The organism is Actinomadura parmotrematis (assembly GCF_019458805.1).
Lineage (GTDB): Bacteria > Actinomycetota > Actinomycetes > Streptosporangiales > Streptosporangiaceae > Spirillospora > Spirillospora parmotrematis.
On record NZ_JAIBOA010000025.1, the window covers coordinates 57,595 to 77,051 of the forward strand.

Consider the following 19,457-nt stretch of genomic DNA (forward strand, 5'->3'; position numbering starts at 1 on the left):
GGCGGTCAGCCGGCGGGCGTGAAGACGATCGGCAGGGCGGCCGGGCCGCGGGTGAACACGCCCTGCTCCTGCGGGACGAACCCGTCGGGCAGCCGCATGTCGGGCATCGCGTCGAGGAGGTGGTTCGCGCCGACCTCGACCTCGGTCTTGGCGAGCAGCGCGCCGACGCAGAAGTGGCGGCCGAGCGCGAACGCCAGGTGGTCGGCGGCGGCGGAGAACGCCGTGGTGGTCTCCAGGTCGGTGCGGAAGACGTCGAAGCGGTCGGGGTCGGCGTAGCGGGTGGCGTCCCGGTTGGCGGCGCCGATCAGCGCGGTGACGGTGCTGCCGGCCGGGATGGTACCGCCGGTGACCTCGACGTCCGCGGCGGGCTGCCGCATGATCATGTGGACCGGGGGGCTGTACCGCAGCGTCTCGGCGAACGCCCGCGGGATCAGCGTCCGGTCGGCGCGGACGGCGGCGAGCTGGTCGGGGTGGGCGAGCAGGTTCGCGAACAGCGCCGCGACGGCCTTGTCGGTGGTCTCGCCGCCGGCGGCGAGCAGCAGGCTGCAGAACGCCTTGACGTCCTCGTCGCTCATGGAGGTGCCGTCGATCTCGGCGCGGCAGAGCGTGGACAGCAGGTCGTCGCCGGGGTGCGCGCGCCGCTCCCGGATGACGGGGATCAGGTAGGCGGCGAGCTCGCGGCGGGTCCGCTCGCCCGCCGCGGCGACCTCGGGGTCCTGGGCGAGGTTGCCGAGGAACGCGATGATCGAGGTGTACCAGCGCTGGAAGCGGGCGTGGTCGGCCGGGTCGAGGCCGAGCATGTCGACGATCACGTTGATCGGGAAGTGCCGGCTGTAGTCGGCGACCAGCTCGACGCGGCCGGCGGCGCGGAAGCCGTCGACGAGCCGCCGCGAGTTGGCCTCGATCACCGGCAGGAAGGTGCTCTGGAGCTCGGCGCCGCGGAAGGCGGGGGCGACGAGGGCGCGCCGCACGGCGTGCTCGCGGCCGCTCAGTTGCAGGATGGTGCGGCCGTGCACGGGTTCGAGCTGCCAGTCGTAGTTGGCGGTGGTGAAGACCGGATCGCGGAAGGCGCGGGCGACGTCCTCGTAGCGGGACACGATGTAGCTCTGCATGCCCTCGTGCCAGAGGAGCGGCGCCTCCTCGCGGAGCGCCCGGTACGCGCCGTAGGGGTCGGCGGCGAACTCCTCCGACAGGATGTCCGGCATCTCGCGAGCGGTGGTCATGGCCCTGGCTCCCTCGTACGTCGAACGGCCGGCGGCAGGCATCGAGCGTAGGTAGCCCCCGCCCGCCGCGTCCAGGTTGCAGCGCTCCAACGCCATTTACGGTCTGTATTCCTTTGTATCCGTAATGTCGCCATCTAGTCCGTAATCCGGCGCCGGTCCGGGGGCGCCGCCCCGCCGGCCGGATGAAACCGGACCCCGCCGGCGTTGATCCACTGCGGAGGGGGCGTCCCGGACGTCCCGCCCGCACGGCGGGCCCGGGTCCGCGGGGGCCGCGGACGGCGAGGTCTAGACCATGTTGCCGAACAGGGTGGGTCATCCGGGAGGATCTCCTCCTACCTCGTAGGTTCCACAGGAGGACAGCGACAACGATGAGCACCCCTCTGGCCAACCCGCGCCGCACGAAGCTCGACGTCTGGCCGACCTGGCGCCCGCAGGACCAGGACGCCCAGCAGGCCGCGACCGGCGGCGACGCCGCGCCGGCCACGGCGGAAGACGACCAGACGACCTCGTGACGCGGGCATCGGCCCGGTGGCGCCCGCGCGGCGCCGCCGGGCCGCCGCGTTCCCGGGGCGGTACGGGCCGTGCGAGAGCGGCGCCGCCCGGTCCTCAGCCGGCGATCTCCTCGCGCGGCAGCGACGCCAGCGCCTGGAGGGTGCGCAGGAACGCGGCGCGGTCGGCGGCGGGGACGCGGGCGAGCAGCCGCTCCTCGCGCTCGCGGATGGCCGCCCGCACCGCCTCCCGCACCCGCCGCCCCTCGGCGGTCAGCGACAGCAGGTGGACGCGGCGGTCGGCGGGGTCGGGGGCGCGCTCGATCAGCCCGCGCTCCTGGAGGCCGTCGAGGACGCCGATGATGCGGGTCTTGTCGGCGCCGATGTCGCGGGCGAGCGCGCTCTGCGTGCGGACGGGCTCGCCGCCGCCGAGGCCGAGCAGCACGCTGTAGCCCCACATCGTCAGCCCGTGCGCGTCGAGGGCCGGCCGCTCGGCCGCCATGAGGGCGCGCCCGAGCGGGACCATCATCGCCGCGAGATCGGGCCGGCCGTCGGTGCTCATGGCCCCAGCCTAGGGCTGGACAGATGATAGGCATCTGCTTACGATCGGCGCATGCCTATCGCTGATCCGCGCCCCCTCGACGCGCGCGCCGTCCGCACCTGCGCCGCGCTGGTCGCCGCCGCGGGCTCCGCCGACCCGGCCCTCCCCACCCCCTGCGCCGGCTGGACCCTCGCCGACCTCGTCGGCCACCTGACCGCGCAGCACCGCGGTTTCGCCGCCGCCGCGCGCGGCGACGGGGCCGACCTCGCGCACTGGGCCGTACGCCCCGGCGACGACCACGCGGCGGCGGCCGAGGACGTGATCGCCGCGTTCGCGGACGACGGCGTCCTGGACCGCGACCTCGACCTGCCCGAGTTCGGCCCCGGCGCACGCTTCCCCGGCGCGCTCGCGGTGTCCTTCCACTTCATCGACTACGTGGTGCACGGCTGGGACGTCGCCCGCACGCTCGGCCTCCCCTACACGCTGGACGACGACCTCGCCGCGCCCGCCCTGGAGGTCGCGCTCGCCGTCCCGGGCGGTGATTTCCGCACCGCGCCGGGCGCCGCGTTCGCCCCCGAGCGGCCCGCGGAACCGGGCGCGGGCGCGCTGGACCGGATCCTGGCCCATCTCGGACGATCTCCAGGCTGGACCGCACCGCAAAACGGGTAAAAGACCTCATGCTGTGACAGAACAGAGCATGGTCCGTGGCGCGTCCCGGCGCCGGTGGCTCCTGGTCGCGACGCTGGCGGCGGCCCTGTGCGGAGCCCCGTTCGCGTTCGCCGCGCTCCCGGCCCGCTCCGCCGCCGTGCCCCCGGCGGCGCTCCGCGCCCGCGTCCTCGCCTCCGCCCGCGTCCCCTACCAGGGCCTCGTGGAGACCCGGGGCGCGATCGCGCTGCCGCCGCTGCCCGGCATGGCGGACACGGCCGCGCTCCTCGGCGCCGCCTCGCGCGTCCGCGTGTGGGACGACGCGCCGCGACGGTCCCGCGTCGCGCTGCTCGCGCCGACCGGCGAGCGCGACTACTACCAGGACGGCCGGGGCCTCGCCATCTGGGACTACGAGCGCGCCCTGCGCACCACCGTCGTCGGCGACCCCGCCGTCCGCCTGCCGCGCCCCGGCGACCTGCTGCCGCCCGTCCTCGCCCGCCGCCTGCTCGGCTACGCGCGCCCCGGCGACGCGCTGACCGCGCTCGCGCCGCGCCGGGTGGCGGGCCGCGGCGTGCCGGGCGTCCGGGTGGTGCCCGCCGACGCCGGCACCACGATCGCCGCGGTCGAGGTGTGGGCCGACCCCGCCGACGGGCTCGCGCTGGAGGTCCGGGTCCTCGCCAAGGGGGCGCGCGGACCCGTCCTCACCACCCGCTTCCTCGACCTCGACCGCGCCCGCCCGGACGCGGGCACGGTCACCGCGCGGCCCGCACCCGGCGTCGCGACCGTCCGCGTCGAGACGCCCGACCTCATCTCCCGCCTCGCCGCCCGCACCACCGACCCGCTGCCCGCGGCGCTGGCGGGGCGGCGGGCCCTGCCCGGCACCGCGTCGGTCGCCAACGTGCGCGCCTACCAGGGCGGTTTCTCCTCCTTCGCCGTCGTGCCGCTGCCCGGCCGCTACGGCCTGCACGTCCTGGACACCGCCCGCGCCGCCGGCGCGGCCCCGCTCGGCGTGACCGGCGGCGAGGCGCTGCTGCTCCGCTCGGCCGGGCTCACCGCCGCGATCGTGCACGTCCCGGCGGGCGACCGCACCTTCCTCGTCGCCGGCCCCGTCACCGACGCGCTGGCCGCCCGGGTGGCCCGCGAGCTCATCTCATGATCACCACCAGCGGGCTGACCAAGCGGTACGGCCGCGTCACCGCCGTCGACGGCGTCGCGCTCCGCGTCGGCGAGGGCGACCGGTACGGGCTGCTCGGCCCGAACGGCTCGGGCAAGACGACGCTCGTGCGGATGCTGCTCGGCCTGGTCTTCGCCACCTCCGGCGAGATCGAGATGATGGGCGAGCCCGTCCCCCGCCGCGTGCACCGCGTCCTGCCCGACGTCGGCGCCCTGGTCGAGGCGCCCGGCCTCTACCCGCACCTGTCGGGCCGCGCCAACCTCGCCCACCTGGACGCCGCCGGCCCCGGCGGGCGGCGCGGGCGGCGCGCCCGCGTCGGCACGGCGCTGGAACGCGCCGGCCTCGGCGGCGTGGACGCCCGGCCCGTCCGGGCGTACTCGCTCGGCATGCGGCAGCGGCTCGGGCTCGCGGCGGCGCTGCTCCGCACGCCCCGGCTGCTCGTCCTCGACGAGCCGACCAACGGCCTGGACCCGCGCGGCATCCGCGAGATCCGCGACCTGCTCGCCGAGCTGAACGCCGCGGGCACCACCCTGCTGATCTGCAGCCACCTGCTCGCCGAGATCGAGGAGCTGTGCACCCACGTCGGCGTCATGGACGCCGGGCGCCTCGTCCTCCAGCGGCCGATGGGCGAGGTGCGCGCCCCGACCGGCCTCGTCGCCGTCCGCACCCCCGACGCCGGCCGGGTGCGGGCCCTGCTGGACGGGCGCGTGGAGCGGCACGACGGCGAGCGGCTGCTCGTCCGCGCCGCCGACGCCGCCGAGCTGAACGCCCGCCTCGTCCGCGCGGGCGTGCGCGTGCTGGAGCTGCGGCCCGAGCGCCGCACCCTGGAGGACGTGGTGCTGTCGGTGACCGGGCACGGCTCGGACCGGCCCGCGTGATCGCGGTCGAGCTGCGCGCGATGCTGCGGCGCCCCCGCACCTGGGCGTCGCTGCTGCTGCTCTGCGGGCTGCCCGCGATCGTCGCGGCGTTCCTGGCGGTGACCGGCATCGCCCCCGCGCCGGGGCAGGGCCCGGCGTTCCTGTCGGCGGTGCTGTCCAACGGGACGCTCTACCCGGCGGCGGCCCTCGCCATGGACCTGCCGCTGTTCCTGCCGGTGGCGGTCGCCGTCGCCGGCGGCGAGGCGATCGCCGGGGAGGCCGCCGCGGGCACCCTGCGCTACCTGCTGGTCCGCCCGGTCGGCCGGACCCGGCTGCTCGCCGCCAAGCTCGCCGCGCTCGCCGCGTACGTGCTGCTCGCCGTCGTCGCGATCACCGCGACCGCCTACCTGGCGGGCGTCCTGGCGTTCGGCAGCGCCCCGGCGGGCGCGCTGTCGGGGACGGGCCTCGCGGCGGTGTCGCTGTCGGGCACGGGCCTGTCGACGGGCGACCTGCTGCTGCGGGTGGCCTGCGCGATGCTCTACATCGGCGCCTGCATGCTCGGCGTCGGCACCGTCGCGCTCGCGCTGTCGACCTTCACCGACGCGCCGCTCGGCGCCGCGCTCGGCGCGCTCGCCGCGCTCGTCACCAGCCAGGTCCTGGTGTCCCTGGACGCCGCCGCGGCCGTCCACCCCTACCTGCCGACCCGGTACTGGCTCGGGTGGATCGACTTCTTCCGCGCGCCGATCCTCTGGCACGACATCCAGCGCGGGCTGGCGCTCCAGGCCGCCTACACGGCCTTCTTCCTGGCGCTCGCCTGGGCCAACTTCGCGACCCGCGACGTCACGAGCTGACCTGCCGGAGCGCCAGGCAGTCGCCGGGGCCGGGCGCGGGCAGGTCCGCCGAGCCGAGGGCGCGGAGCACGACGCCCGCGACGAGCGGGTCGTAGGGCAGGTCGGCGTGCCCGGTGCGGTCGTCGCCGCAGATCCGCTGCAGGTCCACTGCAGCCGCACCCGCGATCCTGGAGCTGGCCGGCGGGACCGTCTCGTCGTGCTCGCTCCACACCGACGTCCACCGCACCGGCCCGGCGACCCGGTCGCCGAGGCGGCGCAGCAGCGGGCTGCCGGGGGTCAGCTCCTGGCACGCCTGCGGGCAGGCGCCCGGCGCGAGCGCCAGCCCGGCGGCGGCGAGGTCGGCGCCGTGGTGCGGGGTGCCGAGCGTGACGACGCGGCGCGCCTTGCGGTCGCCGCCGCCCCGCACCCACAGCCGCGCGACGATGCCGCCCGCCGAGTGGGCGACCACGTCCACCGACGGCGCCCCGCCGCGCAGCGCGGCCTCCGCCGCCCGGTCGAGCGCCCCGGCCTGCTCCTCCAGCGGCCCCGTCCCGTCACCGGGCGGCGTCACCACCGACGCCGTCCGGCCCGCCGCCCGCAGCCGCGCCGCCAGCACCTCCAGCCCGTCCGCCGCCCCGCCGTAGCCGGGCACGAGCAGCACCGGCCCCGCCTCGTCCGGCACCGCCCGCGCCGCGCCGCCCCCGCCCAGCACCCGCATCGCGACCGCCACCACCAGCGCCGCGACCACCGACAGCACACCCCACACGAAGATCCGACGCCTCGGGCTCACCCCCCTACGATTCCCCGCCCCACCCCACCCCGCACCACCCCGGCCCCCCGAGGCCGACGACCCCACCCAACGACCCCACCCGACAGCCTCACCCGGCGGCCCGCCCGGCGGCCCCGCCCGGCGGCCCGGCTCGGCGATCCCGCCCAACGACCCCGCCCAACGACCCCGCCCGACGGCCTGGCCCGGCGGCCTGGCCCGGCCCGGCGACCCCGCCCGGCGACCCCGCCCGACGATCCCGCCCGACGATCCCGCCCGACGATCCCGCCCGACGATCCCGCCCGACGATCCCGCCCGGCGACCCCGCCCGGCGACCCCGCCCGGCGGCCTGGCCCGGCCCGGCGACCCGGCCCGGCGTTCCCGCTCGACTCCGGCGATGACCAGTCGGTCACGCAATGTTGAGATGCGGCGTGTTGGGCACTTTGGAGATCCAAAGTGCCCAACACGCCGCATCTCAACAGGTGGCGACCGGGTGGTCATCGCTGGTGGTGGGACGGGGCGGCGGGGGGGCGGTCAGTGGTCGCGGGCGGTGACCAGGGTGGCGAGGGTGTGGAGGTCGGCGGCGGCCACGGGGTCGGGGGTGGCGGCGTCGAGTTCGGTGAGGGCGGCGTCCAGGAGTTCGGCCGCTCGGGCCTCGCCCCAGTCGCGGCCGCCGGCGAGGCCGATGAGTTCGGCGGCGCGGGCGGGGCCGCTGCCGGTCAGGGGGCCCTCGCCGCGGTACAGCTCGGCGAGGGCGGCGCCCGCGGCGGTGCCGGAGGTGAGGGCGGCGACGACGGGCAGCGACTTCTTGCGGTTGACGAGGTCGGAGTGGACGGGCTTGCCGGTGACGGCCGGGTCGCCCCAGATGCCGAGCAGGTCGTCGACGACCTGGAAGGCCAGGCCGAGCAGCTCGCCGAACGCGCGGAGCCGCGCGACCTGCGCGGCGTCGCCGCCGCCGCAGGACGCGCCGAGCGCGCACGCGCCGCCGAGCAGCGCGCCCGTCTTGCCCGCCGCCATGGCCTCGCACTCGGCGAGCGACACGTCCGTCCGCCGCTCGAACGCCATGTCGATGCTCTGGCCCTCCACCAGGTCGACGACGGCGCGGCTCAGCGCGCGCAGCCCCTCGCGGCTCACCGGGCCGTCGGCGAGCGTCTCGTAGGCGAGCGCGATCAGCGCGTCGCCGGCGAGGATCGCGGCGTTGACGCCGAACACGCTCCACGCGGTGGCCTGGTGGCGGCGGGTGAGGTCGCCGTCCATGACGTCGTCGTGCAGCAGCGAGAAGTTGTGCGCCAGCTCGACGGCGACGGCGGCCGGGAGCGCGTCCGCCGGGTCGCCGCCGACCGCCCGCGCGGCGAGCAGGGTGAGGGCGGGGCGGATGGCCTTGCCGCCCGAGCCCTCGGCGGGCCGGCCCTGCTCGTCCCGCCAGCCGAAGTGGTACTCGGCGACGCGGCGGGTCTCGGGGGGCAGCCCCCGGACCGCCGCGCGCAGCGCGGGATCGAGCAGGGCACGGCTCCAGCCGAGCACCTCGGACGCGGTGCGTCCGGGGACGGCCTCCTGCGCAGCGGACATGCTTCCTCCGTTCAGCGGGCGATCTCGACGTTCTCCAGAACGCCGAGCGCGTCGGGCACCAGGACGGCGGCCGAGTAGTAGGTGGTGACGAGGTAGGTGAGGATCGCCCGCTCGTCGATGCCGGTGAAGCGGACCGACAGGCCCGGCTCCACCTCGTCGGGGATGCCGGTCTGGTGCAGCCCGATCACGCCCTGCTCGTCCTTGCCGGTGCGCAGCACCAGGATCGAGCTGGTGCCGGTCGCCGAGATCGGGATCTTGTCGGAGGGCAGCAGCGGGACGCCCCGCCAGGACTGCACCCGCACGCCGTGGCAGAGCGTGTTCGCCGGGTAGACGCCGCGCCGCGAGCACTCGCGGCCGAACGCCGCGATCGTCCTCGGGTGGGCGAGGAAGAACTTGGAGCCGCGGCGGCGGGTCAGCAGCTCGTCGAGGTCGTCGGGGGTGGGCGGGCCGCCGCGGGTCTGCAGGCGCTGCCGCAGGTCGGCGTTGTGCAGCAGGCCGTAGTCGCGGTCGTTGATGAGGTCGTGCTCCTGGCGCTCGCGCAGCTCCTGGATCGTGAGGCGGACCTGCTCCTCGACCTGGTCGAACGGCCCGTTGTACAGGTCGGCGACGCGCGTGTGGACGCGCAGCCGCGTCTGGGCGAGGCTGAGCTCGTACTCGCGCGGGGACGCCTCGTAGTCGGCGAAGGTGCCCGGCAGCGTCACCTCGCCGTCGTGCCCGGACGCCAGCTCGATCTCGGCCTCGCCGTGCCGGGTGGCGGGGGGACGCGGCGCGTCCCGGTAGGCGGCCAAGTGGTCGGCGAGCGCGGCGGAGCGGCCGGTGAGGTCGCCGATGGCGGCGGCGGGCAGCGTCAGCACGATCGTCGGGGTGAGCGCGCGGGCGGTGAACGGCCAGGTGCCGCCGGTGCCGAGCAGCGCCTCGTCGCCGAGGAAGCGGCCGTCGGCGAGGACGCCGAGGCGCGCCTCGCCGCCGTACTCGCCCGCGCCGACCCGCTCGACCTTGCCGTGCGCGATGAGGACGACCTCGTCGAGGGGGCTCCCCGCCCGGACGATCTCGTCGCCGGGCGCGTACTCGTGCTGGACGAGCCGGCTCGCGACGGCGTCCAGCACGCCGGGGTCGCCGAGATCACGGAGCGGCGGCAGCTCGGCGAGCTCGGCGGGCACGACCCGCACGGCGGCGCCGTCGTTGACGAAGGTGACGATGCCGTCGCCGACCTGGTAGGTGAGGCGGCGGTTCACCCGGAAGGCGCCGCCGCGCGCCTCCTCCCAGGGCAGCATCCGCAGCAGCCAGCGCGGCGTGATGCCCTGCATCAGCGGCGGGGTCTTGGTGGTGGTGGCCAGCTTGCGCGCGGCCGCCGTGCTCAGGGACAACTGCTGCTCGGTCACGGGTCACTGCCTTCCAGAGATGGCGAAGGGGCGGGGCGCGGGGATGCGGGGGCCGGACGGCGCCGGCGGCGGCGCGTCGCGGCCCAGCCAGGCGAGCCGGCCGGCGAGCAGGTCCCGCAGGTCGTCGAGGTGGCGGTCGAGGACGGCGGGCGCGACGCCGTGCTCGGCGGCGAGCGCGGGCAGCTCCGTCGCGGCGATCCGGTCGAACTGCCGGACCCGGGCGTCGATCACCTCGCCGACCAGGTCGGCGGCGCGCTGCGCGTCGCAGCGCAGGAACGCCTGCACGGCCGGGACGGCGTGCGGCGTCTCGCCGGGGTGGTGCAGGTCGTCGACGAGGGCGGCGATGTCGGACCACGCCTCGGCGAGGCGCCGGGCCGGGCCGGATTCGCGGAACCCGGCGGGCAGCTCGCGCGCGGCGGCGAGCTCGGCGACGGCGAGCGCGGCCGCGGCGCCGCTCGTCCGGCGGCGCATCTCCAGGTAGTCGACCGGGTCGGGGACGCGGTGCTGGAGGAGCCCGACCAGCTCCCACAGCCAGCTTCCGGTGAGGTCGCGGACGGCCGCGGCCAGCGTGCGGCGGCCGTCCGGCGACAGCGCGGGCGCCGTCCGCGCCCACAGGTCGGCGAGGCCGCGCTCGGCGGCGCCGACCGGTGCGGGCGCCGCGCCCGCGCCGGCCGGCATGAGCGCGGCGAGCCGCTCGTGGAACGCCTTGGCGCCGATCAGGTCGCGGCGCTCCTTGAACAGGACGGTGAACAGGTCGCGGGCGTAGGCCGCCCACACCTGCCAGCCCGCCGCCAGGTCGAGCTCGGGACCGGACGCGGAGGGGTGGGTCAGCGCGGCGAGGCCGCCGCGGTCGGCGGCACGGAATCCGGTCTCGTCCCACACGGCCTCGCCGAGCATGCCCGTCTTCCGCGCCCACGTGTGGACGTGCCGCCGCACCTGCTCGACGTGCGGGTTGGTGCGCTGCGCGTAGGGCAGCGTCACCTCGGGCCGCCGGAACGGGCCGCCGACCTGCGGCGGGACGGACGCGAACGGGTGCCCCGCGCGTCCGGCGACCCGGGGACCGCGCCGCCGGGCGGGCCCGCCGGTGCGGTCGTTCATGTACCGGCTGGAGCGCAGGTGCCATTCGTGGCCGCCGGCCTGCCAGTCCTGCAGCCCCTTGACGTAGCGGGCGACGTCCGCCCGCTCGCCCGGGGCGAGCCGGTGCTCCTCGAACAGCGGCGGCAGCTCGGTGAGGGCGGTGTTCTCGAACTGCTTAAGCCGCGAGGTGAGCAGGTCGTTGGTGAGGTCGGCGGCGTGCTGCGGGTCGGTGTCGAAGAACCGCTCCAGGACGAGGACGCCGTTGTTGACCTCGCCCTCCTCCTCGGTCTCGCGCTGGTAGGAGAAGATGTCGTTGCGCAGGTGGACGCCGTCGCTGAAGGTGTCCTTGAGCACCCGCAGCGGGCGCGTCGCGGCGACGCGGTCCGGCACCTCGGCGCCGACCGCGACCTCGACCAGGTCCGCCGACCAGGGCGCGCCGCCGACCTTGCGGCGCATCCCGATGTAGTCGACCGGGTTCGGGACGCGGCCGTCGCTGATGTTGTACAGCTCCCAGAGCGACTCCATCAGCAGGTCGCGCGTCGACTCGGTGAACCGCTCGCGCCAGCCGTCCGACATCAGCGGGACGGTGCGCCGCCACAGGTCGGCGAGGCCCCGCTCCACGGCGTTGGACGGCGCGGGCAGGTCGGCCGGGTCGGCGGGCATGAACGCGGGCAGCCGGTCGAGGTGGGCGCGGGCGCCCGCGATGTCGCCGGTCTTCTTGTAGCGGACGAGGAAGCGGTCGTCGAAGTAGAACACCCACACGTACCAGTCGTTGACCAGGTCGAGGATCGCGGGGGGCGCGTCCGGGTGGGTGTGGGCGGTGAGCAGGGCGTAGTCGTGGGCGTCGTAGCGGGCCCGGTCCCAGACGGGCGCGCCCTCGGGGTCGGGCCCGAGGACGCCCATGCGGTGGGACCAGTCCAGCGAGTGGTCGCGGGTCCGCTCCAGGTGCGGGTTCAGCGACGCGGGATGCGGCAGGTAGAAGTCGGGGAGCTCAAACGGCCGCACCGGCACCGCCGTGCGCGATCTCGACGCCCTCGAGGACGGCGAGCGCGTCGGGCACCAGCACCGCCGCGGAGTAGTAGGCACTGACCAGGTAGGACGCGATGGCCTGCTCGCTGATGCCCATGAACCGCACCGACAGGCCCGGCTGGTACTCGTCGGGCAGGCCGGTCTGGTGCAGCCCGACGACGCCCTGCGCGGCCTCGCCGGTGCGCATCAGCAGGATCGAGCTGGCCGCGGTGGAGCTGACCGGAATCTTGTTGCACGGGTAGAGCGGCACGCCCCGCCAGGCCGGCACCTGCTGCCCGCCGACGTCCACCGCCTCGGGGTAGACGCCGCGGGCGCTGCACTCGCGGCCGAAGGCGGCGATGGCCCGCGGGTGCGCGACGAAGCAGGTCGGGTCCTTCCAGACGAGGCTGAGCAGCTCGTCGAGGTCGTCGGGGGTGGGCGGACCCGAGCGGGTGGGGATGCGCTGCGACAGGTCGGCGTTGTGCAGCAGGCCGAAGTCGCGGTTGTTGACGAGCTCGTGCTCCTGGCGCTCGCGCAGCGCCTCGATGGTGAGGCGGAGCTGCTGCTCGACCTGGTCCATCGGCTCGTTGTAGAGGTCGGCGACGCGGGTGTGGACGCGCAGCACGGTCTGCGCGACGCTGAGCTCGTACTCGCGGGGGGCCGGGTCGTAGTCGACGAAGGTGCCGGGCAGGACGACCTCGCCGACGTGGCCGGAGGCCATCTCGATGGCGGCCTCGCCGCCCTCGTCGGTGGCGGGCCCGGCGTTCGCGTCGAACTCCTCCACGTGCGCGCGCAGCGAGTCCGAGCGCTCCACCGCCTCGGCGAACTCGCGCGCGTCCAGGGTGAGGACGGTGACGGGGGTCAGGGCCTTGACGGTGTAGCCCCACGTGCCGCTCTCCCCGTGCAGCGTCTCGCCGCCGAAGAAGCCGCCGTCGGCGAGCTGGCCGAGGTCGGCGTCGGCGCCGTACTCGCCGGTGCCGATCTTGCTGAGCTTGCCGTGCGCGACGAGCACGACGCGGTCGGCGGGGGTCCCCTTCTCGGCAAGGACGTCGCCGGGCCCGTACTCGCGCTGGGTGAAGCGGCCGGCGAGCGACTCCAGGACGGCGTCGTCCTCGTAGCCGCGCAGCACCGCCAGCTCGCCGAGCTCGCGGGGGATGACGCGGACGTCGGCGCCGGTGGTGACGAAGGTGACGCGCCCGTCGCCGACGGTGTAGCTGAGGCGGCGGTTGACGCGGTAGGCGCCGCCCGCGGCCTCCACCCAGGGCAGCAGCTTCAGCAGCCACCGCGAGGAGATGCCCTGCATCTGAGGCGCGGACTTGGTCGTGGTCGACAGGTTCCGTGCCGCTTCGGTCCCGAGACTCAGCCGCTGTTCCGTCACGTTCCGCACCACCGATTCCGGTCAGGCCCCGGGGGGCTCGTCATAGGTGAAGGGGGAAGCCATCGCAAAGAACGCCCCACGGGCGCTCCCGCACATGACCAAGACGCTACCCACCGTGATCGCTTGATCACAACGGAACACTTGGCTTACCTCCCTCCCCTCGACGCCACCCGCGTCACACCCGTACCGGACCGGGAGGGCCGTCACGGCCTGTCCGCGCAGGCAGCGGACCGTGATCGAGGGAGAGAAAAGGATGGCCGCGCCGCACCCGTGCCGTCCGGCCGGGTGCGACGCGGCCTGTGATCCTTACCTCGCGGGGACCGCCCCGCCGGGCCTCAGCGGCCGGCGCCGTCCTTCTCGCCCGCCTGCGCGTCCCGCGCGTCCACCGCCTCGGGCAGGGTGCGCTGCGGATCGCCCGCCTCGCCCGCCGCCTCATCCGCCGCCTCGGGCATCTCGGGGAGCTGCTGGGTGCGCTGCGGGTCGGCCTCGACGCGCAGCGTGCCGTCGCCCTCGGGGATCGACAGCAGCGCCTGCGTGGCCTGCGACTCGCGGGTGATGACGCCGCTGGCCAGCACGTTGTTGCGGTGGCGCAGCGCGCCGTTCTGGCGGAGCAGGTCGTCCACCTCGGCGCGGACGCGGGCGACCCGCCTGGCCATCCGCACGTGGACCCAGAACCCGCCGGCGGCGAGGCCCACGATGAACGCGGCCACCGGGTAGCCGACGGCCGGCGGGGCTCCCAGGACCGCGGCGGCCGCCAGGATCAGGGCGACGACCGCGGCCAGCGCCTTGCGGTGGCCTTCCGCCCAGTCCAGGGCGGCGTTGACGGGCTTGGGAATCCGCACTCGTCTTTCTCCTCCTACGGAACGGCGTCGGAACCAGCACGAAACCATAACAGCCGGTCACGACCGCCCCGGCCCGCCGCGGCGTTCGAGATGCAAGCACCCTCTTGCGCCGAATATCGTTGACCAATATGAGCAATCACTTTGACGTCGTGGTCCTGGGCTCCGGTCCCGGTGGATATGTCGCGGCGATCCGGGCGGCGCAGCTCGGGTTGAGCACCGCCATCATCGAGGAGAAGTTCTGGGGCGGCGTCTGCCTGAACATCGGCTGCATCCCCTCCAAGGCCCTCCTGCGCAACGCCGAGCTCGCGCACATCGTGACGAAGGAGGCCGACAAGTACGGCATCGTCACCGAGGGGCCGGTCTCCTTCGACTACGGGGTGGCGCACGCGCGCAGCCGCCAGGTGTCGGAGAAGCTGGTCAAGGGCGTCCAGTTCCTCATGAAGAAGAACAAGATCGCCACGTTCGAGGGGCGGGGCACCTTCACCGACCCGAACACCCTCCAGGTCGGTGACCAGACCGTCACCTTCGAGAACTGCATCATCGCCACCGGCGCGCACACCCGGCTGCTGCCGGGCACCGAGCTGTCCGAGCGCGTCGTCACCTACGAGGAGCAGATCCTCAGCGCCGAGCTGCCCGGCAGCATCGTGATCGCCGGGTCGGGCGCCATCGGCGTGGAGTTCGCCTACGTCCTCCGCAACTACGGCGTCGAGGTCACCATCGTCGAGTTCCTCGACCGGATGCTGCCGAACGAGGACGCCGACGTCTCCAAGGAGCTCGCCAAGCGCTACCGCAAGCTCGGCGTCGAGGTGCTCACCTCCACCCGCGTCGACGCGATCGACGACTCCGGCGACAAGGTCAAGGTCACCGTCACCGCCAAGGACGGGTCGCAGCGCGTCCTGGAGGCCGACAAGGTCCTGCAGGCCATCGGCTTCGCCCCGAACGTCGAGGGCTACGGCCTGGAGAAGACCGGCGTGAAGCTGACCGAGCGCGGCGCCATCGACGTCGACGGCCGCTCGCGCACGTCGGTCCCGCACATCTACGCGATCGGCGACGTCACCGCCAAGCTGATGCTGGCGCACGCCGCCGAGGCCATGGGCATCGTCGCCGCCGAGACCATCGCGGACGCCGAGACGCAGGAGATCGAGTTCGTCATGATCCCGCGCGCCACCTACTGCCAGCCGCAGGTGGCGAGCTTCGGCTACACCGAGGCGCAGGCGCGCGAGAAGGGCTACGACGTCCAGGTCGCCAAGTTCCCCTACAGCGCCAACGGCAAGGCGCTCGGCATGGGCGAGGGCGACGGGTTCGTCAAGCTGGTCTCCGACGCCAAGTACGGCGAGCTGCTCGGCGGGCACCTGATCGGCCCCGAGGTCACCGAGCTGCTGCCCGAGCTGACCCTCGCGCAGCAGTGGGACCTCACCGTGCACGAGGTGGCCCGCAACATCCACGCCCACCCGACGCTCGGCGAGGCCGTCAAGGAGGCCGTGCACGGCCTCGCCGGCCACATGATCAACCTGTAGCGCGCCCGCGCGGACCGCCCCGGCCCCGCCGGGGCGGCCCGTGCGACGACGCGTGCGACGACGCGTGCGACGACCCGTGCGACGACCCGTGCGACGACGCGCGCAACGAATCGCCGCGCGCGGCCCGCGACGAGCAACGAACGTGCAGGTCAGCGCAATTCCGAGGGATCGACCGGCCGGTCCCCCGCTCCCTAGGCTTTCGATCATCACCAGCCTTCCGGGAGCCCGCATGACCGTGTCGATCGAGCCGTCCGTCCCGCTGCAGCCCGAGCGGACGGCGCTGCGCCGCCGCTACCTGATGTGCCGGCCCGACCACTTCGCCGTCACCTACGCGATCAATCCGTGGATGGACCCGGCGGCGGGCGCCGACACCGCCCGCGCCGTCGCCCAGTGGGAGGCGCTGCGCGCCGCCTACCTCGAACTCGGCCACACCGTCGAGCTGATCGACCCGCTGCCCGGGCTGCCCGACATGGTGTTCGCCGCCAACGGCGCGCTCGTCGTCGGCGGCCGCGTGTACGGGGCGAGCTTCACCCACCCCGAGCGGGCCGCCGAGGGCCCGGCGTACTCGGCGTGGCTGGCCGCGGCGGGCTTCGCGGACGTCCTGGCGCCGTCGCACACCAACGAGGGCGAGGGCGACTTCCTCACCATGGACCGGCTGATCCTCGCCGGAACGGGATTCCGCACCGACCTCGCCGCGCACCAGGAGGCGCAGGAGCACCTGGGCCGCCCCGTGGTGACGCTGCGCCTGGTCGACCCGCGCTTCTACCACCTGGACACCGCGCTGTTCCCGCTGGACGGCGAGAACGTCGCCTACTACCCCGGCGCGTTCTCGTCCGGCAGCCGCGCGGTGCTGGAGCGGCTGTTCCCCGACGCGCTCCTGGCGTCGGAGGCGGACGCGGCCGTGCTCGGCCTGAACGCGGTGTCCGACGGCCGCAACGTGGTGGTGAACGCCGAGGCGTCCGGGCTGATCGCGGCGCTGGAGGAGCGCGGCTACCGGCCCGTCCCGGTGGATCTGTCGGAGCTGCGGAAGGCCGGCGGCGGCCCGAAGTGCTGCACGCTGGAGCTGCGCGCCTGACGGCCGGCGCCCCCGGACGTGGCACGATGCGCGACGATGGGCGCATGCAGTTCGATGACGAGCACGGTCACATCCGCCTCGACGGCGCCGAGAACGTCCGCGACCTCGGCGGCCTGCCGGTGGCCGGCGGCACGGTCGCGCCCGGCCGCCTGCTGCGGGCCGACGCGCTGGACAAGCTGACCGGCGCCGACCTCAGCGCGCTGGCGCCGGTGCGCACCGTGGTGGACTTCCGCACCCCGCACGAGATCACGACCAACGGCGCCGACCGCCTGCCGGAGGGGGCCCGCTACGTGGACCTGCCGGTCGGCGGCGGCAGCCTGGAGCTGTTCTACGAGGTCATCGGCAGCGGCGACCACGCCCGCCAGCAGGAGGTGTTCGGCGGCGGCCGCACCGCGGAGGCGCTCATCCGGATCAACCGGGACTTCGTCGCCGAGCCGGGCGAGCGGGCGCAGTTCGCCGCCGCCCTCCGCCTCGTCGCGGACGCCGGGTCGCTGCCGCTGCTGTTCCACTGCACGGCGGGCAAGGACCGGACGGGCTGGATGGCGGCGATCGTCCTGACGGCCCTGGGCGCCTCCCCCGACACGATCATGGCGGACTACCTGCGCTCCAACGACTACCACCGGGAGAGCTACGCGAAGCTGCTCGGCCACCTCGGGGAGTCGGGCCTGATGAAGGACCCCGAGCTGCTGCGCCCGCTGCTGGAGCAGCGCCCCGAGTACCTGGAGGCCGCGTTCGACGAGGTCACGGCCCGCTTCGGCACCTTCGACGCCTACCTCGCCGACGGCCTGGCGGCCGACGGCGCCGCGCTCGCCCGCCTCCGCGACGCCCTGGTCGTCACCGGCTGAGCGGGCGACGCGCTCGTCGAGCGGTTGCGCGGGCGGCTGCTCAGCGGTGCACCGGCAGGGAGCTGAGGCGTTCGACGGCGGCGAGGACGTCGTCGAGGGGGACGTCCAGCTCGCCCTGGGCCACCCAGAGGGGCGCCTCGTGCAGGCGGAGGCCGCGGGCGGTGGACAGGTGGGCGAGGCCGCGCGTCTCCTGGACGATGCGCCAGTTGTCGTGGGCGACGAACCGCAGCGTCCGCTCCTCGCCCTCGCCGGTGAGGCGCGCCTCGGACAGGTCGCTCCAGTGCAGGCGGAGGCCGCCGGGGCGGTGCACGGTCACGCCGAGGCGGTCCATGCTGACGAGGCGCCGGCTGCCCGCGGCGCGCAGCAGCGAGGACGCGGCGAGCAGCAGGACGACGGCGGACCAGACGGCCGCCACGGCGGTGGACGGCCGCCAGAGGGCGAGGCCGGCGGCGCCGCAGAGCAGGACGGCGGCGGCCGGGACCGTCCGCGCGGGCCAGGGCCGCGGGCCGGCGGCCTCGAAGCGCTCGGGGACGCCGTTCGGGCGGGCGGGTTCGGCGGGCTCGGCCGCGCCGCGGCGCAGCAGGTCGACGGGGTCGAGGCCGGTGGCGCGGGCGAGGCGGCCGAGCCAGAGGGCGGCGGCGGACGCGGCGAGGCCGAGGAGGCTCACCCAGAGCCGGTCCAGGAAGACGCCGCCGAAGGCGACGGCGGTGCCGAGCGGCCCGATCCAGCCGGCCCGCGGGCCGAGCGAGCGGAGGCCGTCCCAGGCGGCGAACAGCACCAGCGCGACGACGCAGGCGTAGGTGGCCACCGGCATCCCGAGCGGGACGGGCGTGACGGCTGCGGTCATGGGCGGCTCCCTACGAACGGCGGGTCATCGTCCGGATCGTCCAGCCCCGAGCATTTCGATCTTATTTGTTGCGGAAGTCCCGTTCAACGGCTCTCGGCCGCGAGGACGCGGCGGGCGAGGCGGCGGGTGCGCAGCACGCCCGCGACGCCGATCGCCCAGATGAGCGCCTGCACGGTCCAGGCCGCGCGGAACGCCGCGGGCGTGAACTCCTTGCCGGGCGACAGGGCGTCCAGCACGACGCCGATGAGCAGGATCGTGACGAGGGAGGCGACGAAGCCGCCCACGTTGACGATGCCGGTCGCGGTGCCCTGGCGGTGGGCGGGGTTGAAGGTGCGGGCGAAGTCGAACCCGACCATCGACCCGGGGCCGCCGAGCGCGACGCAGACGACCAGCAGGGTGAGGAGCCAGCCGGGCGCGGGCGGCGGCCAGGCGAGCGTCACCGTCCAGGCGGCGACGACGATGGCGGTGATGCCGAGCACGACCCGCGAGCGGCGCAGCGGGTAGCGGCCCACGAGCCGCCCGACGATCGGCCCGGCGACGACGGTGGCCAGCACGAACACGGTGAGCAGCGTGGACGCGGCGGCCGGGCTGAGGCCCTGCCCCGACACCAGGTAGGGGTAGCCCCACATGAGGGCGAAGGTGTTGGCGGAGAACTGGGTGACGAAGTGCGTCCACAGGCCGAGGCGGGTGCCCGGGTGCAGCCAGGCGTCGGCGAGGTCGCGGCCGACGTCGCGCAGCGAGGGCGCCTTCGGCCGGGGCGGGGCGTGCGGGGGCTCGCGCAGCACGGCGAGGGCGAGGACGCCGACGAGCGCGCCGAGGGCGGCGGCCGAGCCGAACGCGGCCGTCCAGCCGGGCCCGTGCAGCAGCGCGACGAGCGGGACGGCGCTCAGCACCTGGCCGAGCTGCCCGAGCAGGCCGGTGAGCTGGGTGACGAGCGGGATCTGCCGGCCGGGGAACCAGCGCACCGCGATGGACAGCACGCTGATGAAGGTCATCGCGTCGCCCGCGCCGACCAGGACGCGCGCGGCGACGGCGGCCGGGACGCTCGTCGCGACCGCGAGGAGGCCCTGCCCGGCGGCCATGACGAGCGCGCCCGCGACGACCATGGCGCGCGCGCCGACGCGGTCGAGGAGCAGGCCGACGGGGATCTGCAGGCCCGCGTAGACGAGGAGCTGGAGGACGGTGAAGGTGGCGAGGATGCCGGCGGAGGCGTCGAAGCGGTGCACCGCGTCGAGGCCGGCGACGCCGAAGGAGGTGCGGTGCAGGACGGCGACGACGTAGGCGGCCACGCCGGTCCCCCAGACCAGCCAGGCGGCGGCGGGGGCGGTGGGCCGGACGGGCGCCGGTTCCGCTATCGCGACATTCTGCTCTTTAGCCACGTTTAACCAGCATA

General features: G+C 75.4%; 18 protein-coding genes. 8 read left to right on the forward strand and 10 right to left on the reverse strand.

Annotated elements, in window-relative coordinates:
- Positions 1–5: 5 nt before the first annotated feature.
- Positions 6–1,223, reverse strand: a complete 1,218-nt coding sequence (locus K1Y72_RS29995; protein WP_220169871.1) for a cytochrome P450 — start codon at positions 1,221–1,223, stop codon at positions 6–8.
- 368 nt (positions 1,224–1,591) lie between these two features.
- Between K1Y72_RS29995 and K1Y72_RS30000 the strand changes: the two genes are divergently transcribed.
- Entirely contained in the window at positions 1,592–1,735 is a 144-nt protein-coding gene (locus K1Y72_RS30000) for a hypothetical protein (RefSeq protein ID WP_220169872.1), read from the forward strand.
- A 94-nt stretch (positions 1,736–1,829) separates the two neighbouring features.
- Here the strand turns inward: K1Y72_RS30000 and K1Y72_RS30005 are convergent, their stop codons facing one another.
- Positions 1,830–2,273, reverse strand: coding sequence for a MarR family winged helix-turn-helix transcriptional regulator (locus K1Y72_RS30005; RefSeq protein ID WP_220169873.1), 444 nt, complete (start codon positions 2,271–2,273; stop codon positions 1,830–1,832).
- A 51-nt stretch (positions 2,274–2,324) separates the two neighbouring features.
- On the opposite strand from K1Y72_RS30005, the gene K1Y72_RS30010 reads away from it, so the two are divergent.
- From K1Y72_RS30010 to K1Y72_RS30025, 4 genes are read left to right on the forward strand one after another with little or no spacing between them, the layout of a single operon-like run.
- Positions 2,325–2,921 carry a TIGR03086 family metal-binding protein gene (locus K1Y72_RS30010; RefSeq protein WP_220169874.1) on the forward strand — a complete coding sequence of 199 codons (597 nt, stop codon included), beginning with the start codon at positions 2,325–2,327 and terminating at the stop codon, positions 2,919–2,921.
- A gap of 13 nt (positions 2,922–2,934) precedes the next feature.
- Positions 2,935–4,053, forward strand: a complete 1,119-nt coding sequence (locus K1Y72_RS30015; protein WP_220169875.1) for a hypothetical protein — start codon at positions 2,935–2,937, stop codon at positions 4,051–4,053.
- A complete protein-coding gene (locus tag K1Y72_RS30020; RefSeq protein ID WP_220169876.1) occupies positions 4,050–4,949 on the forward strand; it encodes an ABC transporter ATP-binding protein in 900 nt (299 codons plus the stop codon). Before K1Y72_RS30015 ends, K1Y72_RS30020 begins: the two co-directional genes overlap by 4 nt.
- The gene (locus tag K1Y72_RS30025) at positions 4,946–5,779 is read left to right on the forward strand and encodes a DUF2705 family protein (protein WP_220169877.1); all 834 of its coding nucleotides are present in this window, start codon (positions 4,946–4,948) and stop codon (positions 5,777–5,779) included. Before K1Y72_RS30020 ends, K1Y72_RS30025 begins: the two co-directional genes overlap by 4 nt.
- On the opposite strand, the gene K1Y72_RS30030 is transcribed toward K1Y72_RS30025, so the two are convergent.
- The 6 genes from K1Y72_RS30030 to K1Y72_RS30055 all read right to left on the reverse strand — a co-directional run bounded on the left by K1Y72_RS30030 (position 5,769) and on the right by K1Y72_RS30055 (position 13,780).
- Entirely contained in the window at positions 5,769–6,548 is a 780-nt protein-coding gene (locus K1Y72_RS30030; RefSeq protein ID WP_220169878.1) for an esterase/lipase family protein, read from the reverse strand. The two genes, K1Y72_RS30025 and K1Y72_RS30030, sit on opposite strands and share 11 nt — an antisense overlap.
- 510 nt (positions 6,549–7,058) lie before the next feature.
- Positions 7,059–8,093: a family 2 encapsulin nanocompartment cargo protein polyprenyl transferase gene (locus K1Y72_RS30035; RefSeq protein ID WP_220169879.1), complete on the reverse strand. Its 1,035-nt coding sequence runs from the start codon at positions 8,091–8,093 to the stop codon at positions 7,059–7,061.
- Between the two features lie 11 nt (positions 8,094–8,104).
- The gene (locus K1Y72_RS30040; protein WP_308287285.1) at positions 8,105–9,475 is read right to left on the reverse strand and encodes a family 2B encapsulin nanocompartment shell protein; all 1,371 of its coding nucleotides are present in this window, start codon (positions 9,473–9,475) and stop codon (positions 8,105–8,107) included.
- Between the two features lie 3 nt (positions 9,476–9,478).
- Entirely contained in the window at positions 9,479–11,557 is a 2,079-nt protein-coding gene (locus K1Y72_RS30045) for a terpene synthase family protein (RefSeq protein ID WP_220169880.1), read from the reverse strand.
- On the reverse strand, positions 11,544–12,938 hold the full coding sequence (locus K1Y72_RS30050; protein ID WP_308287286.1) for a family 2B encapsulin nanocompartment shell protein: 1,395 nt from the start codon (positions 12,936–12,938) through the stop codon (positions 11,544–11,546). The genes K1Y72_RS30045 and K1Y72_RS30050 overlap by 14 nt, the downstream gene beginning before the upstream one ends.
- 335 nt (positions 12,939–13,273) lie before the next feature.
- Positions 13,274–13,780: a hypothetical protein gene (locus K1Y72_RS30055; protein ID WP_220169881.1), complete on the reverse strand. Its 507-nt coding sequence runs from the start codon at positions 13,778–13,780 to the stop codon at positions 13,274–13,276.
- Between the two features lie 128 nt (positions 13,781–13,908).
- On the opposite strand from K1Y72_RS30055, the gene lpdA reads away from it, so the two are divergent.
- The 3 genes from lpdA (at position 13,909) to K1Y72_RS30070 (ending at position 17,217) form a co-directional block, all read left to right on the forward strand.
- A complete protein-coding gene (lpdA, locus tag K1Y72_RS30060) occupies positions 13,909–15,297 on the forward strand; it encodes a dihydrolipoyl dehydrogenase (RefSeq protein ID WP_220169882.1) in 1,389 nt (462 codons plus the stop codon).
- Between the two features lie 229 nt (positions 15,298–15,526).
- Positions 15,527–16,372: a dimethylargininase gene (ddaH, locus tag K1Y72_RS30065; protein ID WP_220169883.1), complete on the forward strand. Its 846-nt coding sequence runs from the start codon at positions 15,527–15,529 to the stop codon at positions 16,370–16,372.
- A 44-nt stretch (positions 16,373–16,416) separates the two neighbouring features.
- Positions 16,417–17,217, forward strand: a complete 801-nt coding sequence (locus tag K1Y72_RS30070; protein ID WP_220169884.1) for a tyrosine-protein phosphatase — start codon at positions 16,417–16,419, stop codon at positions 17,215–17,217.
- A 40-nt stretch (positions 17,218–17,257) separates the two neighbouring features.
- Here K1Y72_RS30070 and K1Y72_RS30075 read toward each other — a convergent pair whose 3' ends face one another.
- Together K1Y72_RS30075 and K1Y72_RS30080 are read right to left on the reverse strand one after the other, a co-directional pair.
- The gene (locus K1Y72_RS30075; protein ID WP_220169885.1) at positions 17,258–18,064 is read right to left on the reverse strand and encodes a hypothetical protein; all 807 of its coding nucleotides are present in this window, start codon (positions 18,062–18,064) and stop codon (positions 17,258–17,260) included.
- Between the two features lie 83 nt (positions 18,065–18,147).
- The gene (locus K1Y72_RS30080) at positions 18,148–19,443 is read right to left on the reverse strand and encodes an MFS transporter (protein ID WP_308287288.1); all 1,296 of its coding nucleotides are present in this window, start codon (positions 19,441–19,443) and stop codon (positions 18,148–18,150) included.
- Positions 19,444–19,457 lie beyond the last annotated feature (14 nt).

What these genes read in the sequence shown, in the direction of transcription:
- K1Y72_RS30005 (WP_220169873.1), bottom strand. Translation starts at nt 2,273, where the DNA reads ATGAGCACCGACGGCCGGCCCGATCTCGCGGCGATGATGGTCCCGCTC.
- K1Y72_RS30020 (WP_220169876.1), top strand. Translation starts at nt 4,050, where the DNA reads ATGATCACCACCAGCGGGCTGACCAAGCGGTACGGCCGCGTCACCGCC.
- K1Y72_RS30070 (WP_220169884.1), top strand. Translation starts at nt 16,417, where the DNA reads ATGCAGTTCGATGACGAGCACGGTCACATCCGCCTCGACGGCGCCGAG.
- lpdA (WP_220169882.1), top strand. Translation starts at nt 13,909, where the DNA reads ATGAGCAATCACTTTGACGTCGTGGTCCTGGGCTCCGGTCCCGGTGGA.
- K1Y72_RS30010 (WP_220169874.1), top strand. Translation starts at nt 2,325, where the DNA reads ATGCCTATCGCTGATCCGCGCCCCCTCGACGCGCGCGCCGTCCGCACC.
- K1Y72_RS30000 (WP_220169872.1), top strand. Translation starts at nt 1,592, where the DNA reads ATGAGCACCCCTCTGGCCAACCCGCGCCGCACGAAGCTCGACGTCTGG.
- ddaH (WP_220169883.1), top strand. Translation starts at nt 15,527, where the DNA reads ATGACCGTGTCGATCGAGCCGTCCGTCCCGCTGCAGCCCGAGCGGACG.
- K1Y72_RS29995 (WP_220169871.1), bottom strand. Translation starts at nt 1,223, where the DNA reads ATGACCACCGCTCGCGAGATGCCGGACATCCTGTCGGAGGAGTTCGCC.
- K1Y72_RS30035 (WP_220169879.1), bottom strand. Translation starts at nt 8,093, where the DNA reads ATGTCCGCTGCGCAGGAGGCCGTCCCCGGACGCACCGCGTCCGAGGTG.
- K1Y72_RS30075 (WP_220169885.1), bottom strand. Translation starts at nt 18,064, where the DNA reads ATGACCGCAGCCGTCACGCCCGTCCCGCTCGGGATGCCGGTGGCCACC.